The organism is Planococcus versutus, assembly GCF_001186155.3.
GTDB classification, from domain to species: domain Bacteria; phylum Bacillota; class Bacilli; order Bacillales_A; family Planococcaceae; genus Planococcus; species Planococcus versutus.
In genome coordinates this window covers 986,024-999,372 of sequence record NZ_CP016540.2, presented here as the reverse complement: position 1 = coordinate 999,372, position 13,349 = coordinate 986,024, and the positions used below count along the sequence as shown (strand labels likewise).

12 protein-coding genes are annotated in these 13,349 nt (G+C 38.9%); 5 read left to right on the top strand and 7 right to left on the bottom strand.

The window, feature by feature from the left end:
• Positions 1 to 142 precede the first annotated feature (142 nt).
• Positions 143 to 1,036, top strand: coding sequence for a cation diffusion facilitator family transporter (locus I858_RS05025; RefSeq protein WP_049694255.1), 894 nt, complete (start codon positions 143 to 145; stop codon positions 1,034 to 1,036).
• A 30-nt stretch (positions 1,037 to 1,066) separates the two neighbouring features.
• Here I858_RS05025 and I858_RS05020 read toward each other — a convergent pair whose 3' ends face one another.
• The 3 genes from I858_RS05020 to I858_RS05010 form a co-directional block, all read right to left on the bottom strand.
• The gene (locus I858_RS05020) at positions 1,067 to 2,119 is read right to left on the bottom strand and encodes a mechanosensitive ion channel family protein (RefSeq protein WP_049694254.1); all 1,053 of its coding nucleotides are present in this window, start codon (positions 2,117 to 2,119) and stop codon (positions 1,067 to 1,069) included.
• A gap of 27 nt (positions 2,120 to 2,146) precedes the next feature.
• Positions 2,147 to 3,454, bottom strand: coding sequence for a DUF2254 domain-containing protein (locus tag I858_RS05015; protein ID WP_049694253.1), 1,308 nt, complete (start codon positions 3,452 to 3,454; stop codon positions 2,147 to 2,149).
• A gap of 117 nt (positions 3,455 to 3,571) precedes the next feature.
• A complete protein-coding gene (locus I858_RS05010) occupies positions 3,572 to 4,639 on the bottom strand; it encodes a phosphotransferase family protein (RefSeq protein WP_049694252.1) in 1,068 nt (355 codons plus the stop codon).
• Between the two features lie 339 nt (positions 4,640 to 4,978).
• Between I858_RS05010 and rsgA the strand changes: the two genes are divergently transcribed.
• A complete protein-coding gene (rsgA, locus tag I858_RS05005) occupies positions 4,979 to 6,034 on the top strand; it encodes a ribosome small subunit-dependent GTPase A (RefSeq protein WP_157886481.1) in 1,056 nt (351 codons plus the stop codon).
• 34 nt (positions 6,035 to 6,068) lie between these two features.
• Here rsgA and I858_RS05000 read toward each other — a convergent pair whose 3' ends face one another.
• From I858_RS05000 to I858_RS04985, 4 genes are all read right to left on the bottom strand, one after another.
• Positions 6,069 to 6,707, bottom strand: a complete 639-nt coding sequence (locus I858_RS05000) for a response regulator transcription factor (RefSeq protein ID WP_049694250.1) — start codon at positions 6,705 to 6,707, stop codon at positions 6,069 to 6,071.
• Between the two features lie 18 nt (positions 6,708 to 6,725).
• A complete protein-coding gene (locus I858_RS04995; RefSeq protein ID WP_049694249.1) occupies positions 6,726 to 7,841 on the bottom strand; it encodes a GAF domain-containing sensor histidine kinase in 1,116 nt (371 codons plus the stop codon).
• A 91-nt stretch (positions 7,842 to 7,932) separates the two neighbouring features.
• Positions 7,933 to 9,633, bottom strand: a complete 1,701-nt coding sequence (locus tag I858_RS04990; protein ID WP_049694248.1) for a phospho-sugar mutase — start codon at positions 9,631 to 9,633, stop codon at positions 7,933 to 7,935.
• Between the two features lie 201 nt (positions 9,634 to 9,834).
• Entirely contained in the window at positions 9,835 to 11,379 is a 1,545-nt protein-coding gene (locus tag I858_RS04985; RefSeq protein WP_049694247.1) for a carbon-nitrogen hydrolase family protein, read from the bottom strand.
• A gap of 132 nt (positions 11,380 to 11,511) precedes the next feature.
• On the opposite strand from I858_RS04985, the gene I858_RS04980 reads away from it, so the two are divergent.
• From I858_RS04980 to I858_RS04970, 3 genes are read left to right on the top strand one after another with little or no spacing between them, the layout of a single operon-like run.
• On the top strand, positions 11,512 to 11,943 hold the full coding sequence (locus tag I858_RS04980; protein WP_049694246.1) for a disulfide oxidoreductase: 432 nt from the start codon (positions 11,512 to 11,514) through the stop codon (positions 11,941 to 11,943).
• Positions 11,940 to 12,410 carry a thioredoxin family protein gene (locus tag I858_RS04975; protein ID WP_049694245.1) on the top strand — a complete coding sequence of 157 codons (471 nt, stop codon included), beginning with the start codon at positions 11,940 to 11,942 and terminating at the stop codon, positions 12,408 to 12,410. The genes I858_RS04980 and I858_RS04975 overlap by 4 nt, the downstream gene beginning before the upstream one ends.
• A gap of 54 nt (positions 12,411 to 12,464) precedes the next feature.
• A complete protein-coding gene (locus I858_RS04970) occupies positions 12,465 to 13,310 on the top strand; it encodes an RluA family pseudouridine synthase (protein WP_049694244.1) in 846 nt (281 codons plus the stop codon).
• Positions 13,311 to 13,349: the final 39 nt, after the last annotated feature.

Genomic DNA, 13,349 nt, shown 5'->3' with positions numbered 1-13,349 from the left:
TTTAATAAACAGTACATGGTCTTATTCGTTCCCATTCTAAAAAAACCATCTTACTATTTGAAATAATAAATAACGAAAGTGAAACGGCCCTCATCTGAGGGTCGTTTCACTTTGTTTCAGCGACTTGGAGGCGGGAAACATTATGGAGCTTTATACAAATTTACGCAAAGGGGAAAAAGGAGCTTGGATTAGTATTGGTGCTTATGTATTTCTCAGTACCGTTAAATTGATATTCGGCTATTTAGGTACTTCTGAAGCATTAAAAGCAGATGGCTTTAATAACTTAACTGACATTGTCGCATCTATCGCTGTGCTCATTGGATTAAGAATTTCGCAGAAACCACCAGATGAAAATCATCATTATGGTCACTTGCGTGCTGAAACTATCGCTTCTCTCTTTGCTTCATTTATTATGGCTGCTATTGGTTTGCAAGTATTGGTCAATGCTGTTCAATCTCTTTTCGAACCAGCCACTGCTACACCTTCGTTAATCACCGCTTGGGTTTCTTTTTTCTCTGCAGTGATTATGTACGCCGTTTATCGTTATAATTTAAAGCTGAGCCGAGAAATTAAAAGCTCCGCAGTACGCGCAGCCGCTTACGACAACAGATCAGATGCACTTGTCAGTATCGGTGCGGGTATCGGAATCATCGGAGCCGTTTTCGGTGCTCCAATTTTGGATGTTGTCACCGCTTTTATTATCGGATTAATCATTATCAAGACTGCTTTTGATATTTTCAAAGAGTCTGTCTTAACTTTAACTGATGCTTTTGATGAAGATGAAGTTGAAACTTTGTCTGTTTTGGTTGGGCGAGTGCCCGGTGTCATTACGCTTCGCGACTTTAAAGGGCGCAATCACGGTAACGTCATGTTTATTGACTTAACAGTCAGCGTAGATCCCAAGCTAAATGTGGTAGAAAGCCATTGGATTACAGAAGAAATCGAAAGGAAAATTCAATTCATAAAACCGGATTGTGTGATACTTGTTCACATTGAACCCGATACATCATTTCTCGTTATCGAAAAAGATGAATAAAAGACCATACTTTTAAGCTATGGTCTTTTCTCATTCTTCGTAGGTTTCTTTAGCTAACTTAATATTGTGTTGGATAAAAGCTTCTGCGATCGCATGACGAATTTGACTTTCGAGACTTTCTTTCATTTCTACATCGCCTACATGCACTTCTACTTGAAAATCCATCGCAGAATTTCGGAAATTAACAAAACGAACTTCTGCTTGTTTTTGAGAAATTTCATCTCGCAAACTAATTATTTTTAACGTTGCTGTTTCAAGAATGTGTTCTACTTTTTTCGTGTCACTGCCATATTCAACACTGACCATAACACGCGCATACATTTGCGCACTCGATCGGTTTTTAACAATTTGCTCAATAAAATATTGATTGGGAACGACGAGTGTTCCTTCTTTTAAGGTTTCGACTACGGTTGATCGTAGCTTGATTTTAGTAATTCGTCCAATCTTGCCATCGATTTCGACCATTTCACCGACTTCCATTGGTCGCTCAAAAAGGATAATAATTCCTGATACAAAATTAGCTGCAATATTACGAACGCCAAACCCTATACCAATCCCAAGCACACTAAATACTACACCAAGTGCTGTCAAATCAAGTCCCACCGTTGTAAAACTAATAGCTAAAGCTAAAAACATCACAATGTAATACAACAGTCGGTTTATGGTGTAACTCATACCAAGGTCAACATCAAATTGTCCATAAACAAATGGCATCACATATCGCGTAATCGCCTTTGTAACACGACTTGCAAATGTCACAATCAAAACAGCTACAATAATAAGCAATACCGATACTTCCACACCTTCTGTTTCATAAAAAGAAGTCGTTAGCCATTTTTCTTTTGAAAAATAAAACAAAAAGAAAAGAATACTGCCATATAGCACAAGCCAATTCAAGACATCTTCAATCACAGGATAAACTTGCGTTTTGAATTTTTGGGATGAGATGAATTTTCTCAACAACCATAAGACGAAAATTTTCACTACGAGCAGAATTGCTAAGTAAAAAAAGAACAACAGAAATTCAGAAATGGACAAATCTTTTAAAAAAGCACTTTTTTCAATTAGCTGGTTGTTTTGCATAACTTCTCTCCTTCGCTGATCGACATCCTAGATTTCTTTCTGTTCATTCTCCACAAAAAGAAGATTGTACGAATGTTGATTTGTAGCTTTGGCTAACTTATCAATTTTTTCTTGAAGTTCTTCATGATCGAATGATTTTAGTTTCGGAATATCCACAGCTTCTAATACATAACTATGCAATTCCCACAACTCGATATGATGACGAGCCGGCACTAGTGCTGCCGTGACATTCAAAGATTCCAGAATAGAAATTAATACAGATATATCTTCTTTTCCATAATGCGACAATTGATAAAAAGTTTTATACAATACCTTTTTGAAGGAAGGAAACTGAAACAGTACGCGCCCTTTCCCCAACGTCATAGCACCCGTTTTCAACGCTCCTAATTGCCCTAGCAACCGCCCCAAACGAATAATAATATCATTGGCTGTGTTCGGATCATTAATTCCTGGAGAAATCGCACGAAGTGCAACTTCTACCATTTTTTGAATAGCAAAATCCAAATCTTGTTCTGAAGTTCTTGAAGTACCAAGTGAATAGAATTTACTAACAGAAACTTCTGTTCTCTCGGTTTTATACACATGAAAAATAGGTTTGCCTTCGTATATGTAATCACCGGGGTTAACGAGAATATTCACTTTTAAGTGTTGCTCATTCGCGTAGTCAACAAGCTTCTTGAAAGACAAATATTGTACGTACCCTTCTCCATCGGCGTAATGAGTTTCTTTGAGCCCAATTGGATTCCACTCAACTTTTTCTGTACTGACTTCTTCTTCTTCTTGTAAATTTTTAAGCTTAGCAATAGCTTCTTCAGCATCCATGATCAATTCAGTTATTAACTGACCAACTTGAACATTGGTCGCAATATAGTGGATAAAATAAGCAAATGTAGAAAGACAAAAGAATGCAATGACAATTCCAACAAATGTAGAAATAACGTCTGTTTGATATAAATCATCTCTCATAAATAGTAAAGATAACGTATTGTAAATAAATCCGCCAAGAAAAATTCCTAATACACGCCAAGTAATTTTATCTTGCACAAAATTTTTCAACGTTCTTGGTGAAAATTGAGAAGAATACATTGTCAAGACAACTAAAATTGTAGAAAAAGTAAACGTTGTCATCGTTAAAAGAGCTCCAGATAAACTCCCCATAATTGTCTTCGCCAAATCAACATTTGTTAAAAGAATTGCGGGAATGTATGGCTTCATTTTCTCAATATACAATAAATCTACATAAAAAAAACTAATCGATAAGAGAATTGCAATTACGATGTAAATAGCAGGGGTAAGCCAAAGTTTTTCTTTTAACCAAAATGATAATGCTTTCACAGTCATTCTCCTTCCTTATTGCTTTCTTTCTTTTCCCTCGATGCCTTATAGACAAACAAAAAGGCTAGCAATTAACTAGCCTTTTAATGTCTACTCACTTTCACTTCCACTGTAAAACTAGTTTTTTAATGCAATGGATAAAGCATGATTCATTAAACTGTTCACATATTGACCAAAGTGCATAAAACGTAGATCTTGTGTTTGTCCTTTTTTGTATCGATAATAAATTTGCTGAATGATAACAGCTAGTTTGAAATAAGCGAATGTTAAATAGAAATTCATATCCGATACATCTCGTCCACTTTTCACGCCATAACTCGTGATAAACTCCTCACGACTGTAAAAGCCGTCCATCACCGTAACAGGTACTTTGCCAAATCCTTCTTTTAGTAACTCTGGATCATCTACTTGAATCCAGTAACTCATTGCTGCACCTAAATCTGCTAGCGGATCTCCGACTGTGGTCATTTCCCAATCAAACAATCCCGTTATTTCCGAAAAATCTTCTGAAAACAACGCGTTATTCAATTTGAAATCATAATGAATAATTGTCGGTTCTTGTGAGATAGGAATATTTGAACGCATCCATTCGGTTAAAGTTTCCATCTCTCTAATTTCATCAGTTTGTGCGCGTTCATAGCGCCCAATCCACCCTTCAACTTGTCGCTGCATAAAGCCATCTGGTTTTGCCATTTCCGTCAAAGCCGTCTTCTGATAATCGAGTGAATGAAGCTCGACTAATAAATCGACCATTTTCTCTGAGATTTTTTGTCCCAATTCCGGAGTCGTTTTTACATTTTTTGGAAAATCACTGTCCAATACAACTCCAAATCGTCTTTCCATAACAAAAAACGGGCCGCCGACAATTGAGTGATCGTCTGAAAAAACAAAAGGCTTTGGAGCTGTTGGGAAAACTGGATATATGGCAGACAATATTTTGTATTCACGTTCCATATCGTGTGCTTTAGGCGCAACTGGACCAAGCGGTGGTCGTCTTAACACTGCTTCCCAATTTCCCATTTGCAACGCGTACGTTAAATTAGAGTGTCCCATACCAAACTGTCGAATTTCAAGTTGACCTGTTGGTAAATCTTTAATCTCTCGTCGTAGAAATTGTTCAAGACGAACCTTATCAAGCTCTTCTCCTGCTCTTACTGAAATTATTACATCTTGATGCTTTGTCATCGTGTCACCTCTTTAAATGTATTTCTAATTGATTTAAAATAATTGGAATAGTCACTCAATTTTAGCGTTATCATTTCTTTATTGCAAGCTGAACAGAGCTCTTTCTCATTATTCTAAAATTTCTATTGACTGAAAATAGTATTTAGTTTATCGTTAAGTTAACTCGAAGAAAGAGGTGAGACATTATGGCTATTTTACTAAAAAATACGCAATTCCAGTTTATCGTGTCTCCTTCTGTGTATCGTTAACGATATGCTTCTTCCATTATGCCTGGAGACCACGACTGCGAATTGCGCGCATCCGTGGTTTTTTATTTTGCATAATTAGGAGGAAACAACATTGATGAAAATTGAACAATACGGCTGGAATACAAGTTGGCAAGAAAAAGTTACGACTTCTGGTGCTCCAGGCCGTGTCACACTTGAACACAAAAATTTATACCGTGTGGTAACTGAACAAGGTGAATGGCTTTGTTCGTTATCTGGAAAATACCGATACCAATATAGTGGCATTCAGTTTCCGTGTGTCGGAGACTGGGTCATGGTCGAGCAAATGCCAGGTGAAGCAAGAGGCATCATTCACCAAGTACTCCCACGCATTTCACAATTTTCTAGAAAAGAAGCGGGCGAAACAGCGAACATTCAATTGATTGCCGTTAATATAGACTTTGTATTTTTGACGATGTCTTTAAATAATGACTTTAATATACGACGTTTGGAACGTTATTTACTAGCAGCTTGGGATTCTGGTGCCAATCCAATTATTGTATTGACGAAAAAAGATCAATGTTCGGATATTGAACCTTTTTTGTGCCAAGTTAAAAAGATAGCAGTTGGTGTTCCCGTTCATGCTGTATCAGCTCATACCGGAGAAGGTATCGAAACTTTGCATACTCACCTATCCGGTTCTAAAACTGGAGCTTTGCTTGGGTCTTCAGGAGTTGGAAAATCATCGTTGATCAATGCCTTATCCGGCAGTGAACAAATGGCAGTACAAGATATACGAGAAGACGACAGCAAAGGGCGTCATACAACCTCACACCGTGAAATGGTTCTACTGCCTGAAGGCGGCTTGATGATTGATACACCAGGCATGCGTGAATTTCAGCTTGGTGATTATTCGGAAGGCATTGAAACAGGATTTCGCGATGTTGAAGAGTTGACATCTTCTTGCCGGTTCCGTGACTGTGTTCATCGTGACGAGCCCGGTTGCCGTGTTCAAGAAGCACTTCAAACTGGTGAATTAGATCCTGGACGTTACCAAAGTTATTTAAAGCTTACGCGTGAGCTTGCTCATATGGAAAGAAAAAGCAACGCGGCTGCTCAAAAAGCAGCACGCGCTAAATGGAAGCAAGTAACAAAAGACAGTCGAAAGCGATCTATGAAAAAACGATAAAAAAAGTGCAACGGAAATTCCGTTGCACTTTTTTTCACTTTCTATCCAATTCTGTTAAGCCATACTTGACAGCGTAAAGTGCTGCTTGTGTGCGATCTTGAACAGTGAGTTTAATGAAAATGTTCGAAATATGAGTTTTCACTGTTTTTTCTGTGACGAATAGTGCAGATGCAATTTCTCGATTACTTTTACCTTTTGTTAACTCTGCTAACACTTCTTCTTCTCGTGGTGTCAGCTGATTTACAGTATGTGGTGCTGGCTCGGTTGGTGCTTTTAATAGCTCTGATGAAGCTTTTGGATGAAGTGTATTTTCACCACGCATCAAACTTCGCAACGAAGCTACAAGCTCATCAGGCTCAATATCTTTTAATTGATAACCTGCTGCTCCCGCGTCAATTGCTGGTACGACATGATCTTGGTCTGAAAAACTTGTAAGCATTAAAACAATAATATGTGGATACCGATTTTTAATCATGCGTGTTGCTTCAATGCCATCCATTACGGGCATAACCAAATCCATTAAGACAATGTCAGGCTGTAGTGCACCCGCCATTTCAACTGCTTCTTTGCCATTTGTTGCTTCTCCTACTACTTCTATATCTTTTTGGGTTTTTAAAAAAAACAACAATCCTCTTCGAACTACATGATGGTCATCTGCTATTAATACTTTCATCGTTTTTTCACCTCTTACTTAATATGGAATCCTTACTAGAATTTCCGTTCCTTTGTTAATTTCACTTGACCAGTCAGCTGTTCCACCTTCTGCTTTTGCGCGATCTCGTATGCTCTGAATACCGATAGATGGCAAATCAACGTTATGATCTAATGCAAAACCTCTCCCTTCATCTTTTACAACCAATAATACATCGGTTGTCGTGACGGATAAATACAATTCAACTTTGTTGACCTCTGCATGTTTTCGCACATTGTTCAAAGATTCTTGCGCAATCCGGAATAAGGTTTCTTCTATACGAGAAGGCAATTGAATAACACCTGTCACTTTTGTTTCAACAGCAATTCCTAACATTTCACCATATCCTTTTATCGCTTCAAGCAATCCACTTTCGAGACCTTTTGGACGCAACTGCCAAATCAACGCCCTCATTTCGTTTAACGCTTCTTGCGTTAAGTGCTGAATATCACGAAACGTATGTTGAATAGCTGGGTCTTCCGACATTTCAACTCCACCACGTGCAGTTAATGTCACAGAAAACAACAATTGATTGACAGAATCATGTAAGTCACGTGCTAAACGGTTGCGTTCTTTAACAAGTGCAAGTTCCTGCTCTTGCTTTGTTAATCGAATTCGTTTAATCGCTGAACCAATTTGAAAAGCCACTGACTCTAATAAGGCAAGTTCATCTTTTGAAAACTCAACCGTGTCCGGAGCCGCGATGTTTAGCAAGCCAAACTTTTCTTCTCCCGATTGCAAAGGCACTGTTGCGTGATGCGTGATGCTCCCAGGATGGTCTGTCCGTTTATTTTCAGGCATAGCATTTTCAATTCGTTGACAAGCAATAATGTTTGATGCTTTTTCGAGATCTCCATTATGATAACGTTTAACACACCAACATCCTCCTTTTTGCAAATGACGGCAATCATTATTTGCTAACGCAGTTGGCAAATTCGCCTGTGCCACTAATTGATGCTTGCCTTTTTCATTTATAAAAAAAATCCAAGCTGTCTCAAAAATAGAGCCATTCAATAATTTCCGAATAGCTCCATCAAGCATACGTGACATATCCATTTCTTCATTTAATAGTTCTGCAATTTCTTTTAACAATGCTACGTTTGACGGTTCTTCCATCTCACTAACCTCATTTCTAGACAACATTGAAAAGCAAAGTCAGTTATTAACTAGTAAAGTAAAAGCCCCCTGTACTAGGGGACTTTTTTCACTACCGATCATTAACTTCTGTAATAAACGATTCTTTCAGCAACTCCATTTTTTCATCGCTTTCTTGTTGTGTCTCTGCTGTGATGCCAAAGTAATACTTTACTTTCGGCTCAGTGCCACTCGGGCGGACACATACCCACGACCCGTCTTCTAAAAAATACTTGATGACATTAGATTGAGGCAATTCGATTTTTTCATTGGTCTCTAATTTGATAAATTGACGATTTTGCGTTTCATAATCTTCGATCGAAGCAATAGCAATTCCAGCAAGTGCGCTGATTGGTTGTTTACGTAAGTTCTCAAGTAATGCTGTGATTTCACGCGCACCATCAATTCCTTTTTTTGTAACAGACACAAGTGATTCTTGATACCATCCGAATTTATTGTACAATTCGATCAAGACGTCATGTAGATTTTTATTTTGTTTTTTATAAAAAGCCGCTGCTTCTACTAGTAGTAAAACAGACTGCACCGCGTCTTTATCACGCGCGAAATCACGGATTAAATAGCCATAGCTTTCTTCATAGCCGAACAAGAACTCGAATGTTGGATGATCGTCGTTATGTTTTAATTTTTCACCAATAAATTTAAATCCAGTCAATACATCTTCTGAACTTACACCGTATGATTCCGCGACAACGCGACCAAATTCTGATGTGACAATGGTTTTAAAAATACGACCATTTTTAGGTAACGTGCCTTTTGCTTGTTTTTGACTCAACAAATACTCAATCAATATAGCTCCAGTTTGGTTGCCGCTCAGCAATTCATACTGACTGCCGCTCCAAACCGCAATTCCGACACGATCTCCATCAGGATCGACTGCTATCAACAAGTCAGCTCCTGATTTGTTGCCATATTCTTTAGCTAATTCGAATGCCGACCCCTCTTCTGGATTTGGCGAAGTCACCGTTGGAAACTCACCGTCTGGCTCCATTTGTTCAGTTACATACGTAATTTCGTTATAGCCAGCTTGGTCGAGCAATCGCTTAACTGTTTTACCTGAAGCTCCATGAAGCGGTGTAAAAACAGCTTGAATCGGACTTGCTGAATGTTCTTGTACAGTTAAAGCATTTTCGAGGTATACTTTGTCGATTTTTTCATCAATTCGAACGAGCAAAGATTTTTCAAAATCAGTGTTGTTGATAGTTAGCTCGTCTTCAACACGTCCAACATAATCAATTACACGATCCGCATCTTCAAGATTTAATTGAGCACCATCTTCTCCATATACTTTATAGCCATTGTATTCAGGTGGATTATGACTTGCCGTAATGACGATTCCCATAAACGCACTTAAATAGCGAACACTAAATGATAACTGAGGCGTCGTTCTAGGAGCACTATATAAATACGTATGAATGCCATTCGCTGCAAATGTACGTGCGGCTTCTTCCGCAAACTCAAGAGACATGCGCCGACTATCGTACGCAATCACCATGCCACGAGCCATTGCAAGTTCGCCCTGGTCTTTTATGTAATCCGCGATTCCTTGAGATGCTTTGCGGACAGTATAGACATTCATCCGGTTTGTTCCGGGACCGATCTCTCCGCGCATTCCTCCTGTACCAAAAACCAGATCTTGATAAAAGGCATCTTCTGCTGATTTTTCATCGTCTTTTAAAATGTTTAAGGATTGACGCGTTTTTTCATCAATCGATTTGTGATCCATCCATCGTTTCATGCGTTCTTTCCATGACATATAGATTCCTCCATTCATTTTGGCAGTAGTAGAACTAATAATTCTCGCCTATATACTAACATTCTACAAGACCCATACGCTTTCCTTCAAAAGATCTATGTAAAGCAACTAACATAAGGATTACATATAATCTCTTGAGACAATCTTTGGTTTAGTAACTCGTACATAGAAAAACCGCTCCCATTTTGGAAGCGGTTTTGTTTAGTCTTTCTTGTACTCTACCCGATAAACATCATGACGACGATCTTTTAATTGCTTGACTGTTCCGTTTTGACGTTGACGGCGAAGAATTTCCAAATCGACATCGCCAATCAAGACCATTTCAAGGTTGGCATTGGTTTCTCCAACAATGCCATCACGCGCAAATTCAAAATCAGACGGCGCAAAAATACCTGACTGAGCATATTGAATATCCATATTTTCTGTTTGTGGTAAGTTGCCAACCGTACCTGAGATAACCGTATAAATTTGATTTTCTACCGCACGCGCTTGTGCACAATAACGAACGCGTAAATAACCTTGGCGATCTTCTGTACAGAACGGTGTGAAAATAATATTGGCACCCATATCTGTCGCAATACGTGCAAGTTCTGGGAATTCAATGTCGTAGCAAATCTGAATGGCGATTTTACCGCAGTCCGTATCAAAGACACGAACAGAATCTCCTGCAGAAATTCCCCACCATTTGCGTTCATTTGGCGTAATGTGAATCTTGTATTGCTTTTCGATTGACCCATCTCTGCGGAACAAGTAGGCAATGTTGTAAATTTCGTCGTCTTCTTCTTTGACGAAATGAGAGCCACCAATAATATTGATATTGTAGCGAACAGCCAAATCCGTAAACAGTTCAATATACTGAGGTGTGTATTCCGTCAGTTTACGAACAGCTTGACTTGGTGATGGTTCGTCTAAGAACGACATTAACTGCGTCGTAAAAATCTCAGGGAACACGACAAAATCCGAATGTGCATCGGATGCCACATCTACAAAATATTCAACTTGGTTTGCCATGTCATCAAATGATTTAATCGCGCGCATCAAATATTGCACAACACAAATACGAACCGGCAAACTTGTTTTGAAATGACGCTTAGAAATTGGTTTGTAGTCCACATTGTTCCATTCCATTAACGTCGCATATTTACCTGAAGCCACATCGTCTTGCAAATAATTGGGATTGATGCGCATTAACTGGAAGTTGTTCATTAATTGGAATGTTAACACTGGATCATAAATCTTATGACGTGAAACAGAGTCTACATATTCACGTGGCGACATTTCATCTGCATGCTTATGATAGTTTGGAATGCGCCCTCCAATAATAATAGACTTCAAGTTTAGTTCACGTGCTAATTCTTTGCGTGCTTCATACAGACGCTGACCAACTTTCATACGTCGATATTCCGGATGCACCATCACTTCGATGCCATACATATTGTACCCATCCGGATTATGATTGGTTATGTAACCTGCATCTGTTACATCGTCCCACGTGTGGCGATCGTCGTATTCATCAAAATTTATCAGCAAACTCGAGCAAGAACCAATCACTATACCATCTAGTTCGGCAACTAGTTGCCCTTGAGGAAATACACCTAAATGACTTCTTAGTTGTTCTTCTTTCCATGGATCCATTCCCGGGAAGCATAAGCGCTGCATTTCCAAGATGGGATTTATATCTGCATAAGTCATTTCACGAATGATCATGCTTTTTTCAAAATGGGATAAATCATATTGTTCTGTCACAGCACAGCTCTCCTTCACAAAAGTTTCATACTTTATTATATCGGATAGTCACTCAGGTTGATATTATTTTACTTGTCTGTCGATAACAATTATAATTCTAAGGAAACAATTTTTGAAAAGAGGAGCCACCAAATGACAAAACGCCAAGAAAATGTTTTGCTTACCATGTGGATTGTGGCACTGATTGCTACAGCAGGTTCACTTTATTTTTCTGAAATTCGTGGTTATGCTCCGTGCGAACTTTGTTGGATTCAGCGCATCTTTATGTATCCACTTGTGATTGTTCTCGGTGCCGCTTTTGTTCAGAAAAATGTTCGAATTGCAGCGACTGCATTAGTTTTTTCAATTATCGGTGGCGGAATTTCAATTTACCATTACGGTTTGCAAAAACTCGATTTTCTAGCAGAAGCCACTCCTTCATGCGGACTTGTTCCATGTAACGGAGAATACATCAACCTTCTTGGATTTATTACCATTCCTTTTTTAGCGCTAACTGCATTTATTTTAATTGCAGGAATGAGTATTTATTTAATGAAGACCCTTAAGGAGGAAAAACAACAATGAAGAAGTTATTTATCATTGCAGGAATTGTCGTTGTCGTATTCATCGGAATTATCTTTTTAACTAATCAAGCGAACGATGAAAAGTTAGCGAATAATCCGTACGATACAGAAGAGTTAAATCAAGCAACCATCGACCAATTGGATGATGAAGATTACCAAAACATTATCTTACCCGCTGATTTAGAAAAAGAAATTGCGAGTGGTGAACCAACGACTGTTTATTTCTATAGTCCACTTTGTAGCTATTGCCAACAAACGACACCTGTTTTGATGCCAGTTGCTGAAGAGATGGATGTAGACGTTTTACAGTATAATCTGTTAGAGTATGAAGAAGAAGCTGCACCGTACCAAATCGAAGCAACACCTACCTTGATACATTACAAAGACGGTAAAGAAGTTTCACGTTGGGTTGGCGCTCAGCCGAAAGAAAATATCGAACTATTTTTCACTGACGTAGTTAAAAAATAACTGACAAAAGGATCATGTGTCTTGCACATGATCCTTTTGTATGGAGGAAATCGAATGATGTGGAGTTACGAAATTAAAGATGAAGGCATGACGGTAGAAGAATTACTAAGAACCGAATGGGGATTAGGAAAAAAAGTAGTCCATCAAATGCGTATGGCCAAAAGCGTGAAAAACGATAAATTTCAGGAAGTGATTTGGAAAGAGCCACTACCTGCAGGAACTGTTTTGCATTTTGACCTCCCTCCTGCCGATTCTCCTTATGAGCCAAAACACGATGTCGAGCTACCTGTACTTTTTGAAGACGATCATTTTATCGTTGCGCGTAAACCGAAAGACATGGCAACACATCCGAACGAAGTGGGGCAAACAGATACGTTTATCAATGCTGTTCTTGGTCACATTATTCGCAACGGCGGATCATACGGCGAGCATGTTCACCGCTTAGACCAAGGAACTTCTGGATTGTTAATGGTCGCTAAACATCCGGTTGCCAAAAACGTATTAGACCGTATGTTGGAACAAAAACAATTGGTGCGTGATTACGAAGCGGTTGTTAAAGGTAAAGTTCATAATAAATCTGGTACCATTGACTTTCCTATTGGTCGTGATCGTCATCACCCAACGCGTCGCATGGTTTCACAAACAGGCCAAAGTGCCGTCACTCATTATCGCGTACTAAAGCAAATGGAAGGCAAATCTTTGCTTCATTTGACTCTGGAGACCGGACGCACACACCAAATCCGTACACACCTTTCGCATATCGGACATCCGATTATGGGAGATACATTATACGACGGACCGCCAACACAAGACGGGGCTTATCATTTACACGCATTCCGCATGTCGTTCATCCACCCGTTCACCCACGAAAAAGTAGTAGTTGAAGATACTGCGAGATAATAAAAAGAACGAAGAAAAGGAGGTCCTTTTCTTCGTTCT

Coding starts and splice junctions, on each gene's coding strand:
- I858_RS04980 (WP_049694246.1), top strand. CDS start 11,512: ATGACAAAACGCCAAGAAAATGTTTTGCTTACCATGTGGATTGTGGCA.
- I858_RS04975 (WP_049694245.1), top strand. CDS start 11,940: ATGAAGAAGTTATTTATCATTGCAGGAATTGTCGTTGTCGTATTCATC.
- I858_RS05020 (WP_049694254.1), bottom strand. CDS start 2,119: ATGCAAAACAACCAGCTAATTGAAAAAAGTGCTTTTTTAAAAGATTTG.
- I858_RS04970 (WP_049694244.1), top strand. CDS start 12,465: ATGATGTGGAGTTACGAAATTAAAGATGAAGGCATGACGGTAGAAGAA.
- I858_RS04995 (WP_049694249.1), bottom strand. CDS start 7,841: ATGGAAGAACCGTCAAACGTAGCATTGTTAAAAGAAATTGCAGAACTA.
- I858_RS04990 (WP_049694248.1), bottom strand. CDS start 9,633: ATGTCATGGAAAGAACGCATGAAACGATGGATGGATCACAAATCGATT.
- I858_RS05000 (WP_049694250.1), bottom strand. CDS start 6,707: ATGAAAGTATTAATAGCAGATGACCATCATGTAGTTCGAAGAGGATTG.
- I858_RS05010 (WP_049694252.1), bottom strand. CDS start 4,639: ATGACAAAGCATCAAGATGTAATAATTTCAGTAAGAGCAGGAGAAGAG.
- I858_RS05025 (WP_049694255.1), top strand. CDS start 143: ATGGAGCTTTATACAAATTTACGCAAAGGGGAAAAAGGAGCTTGGATT.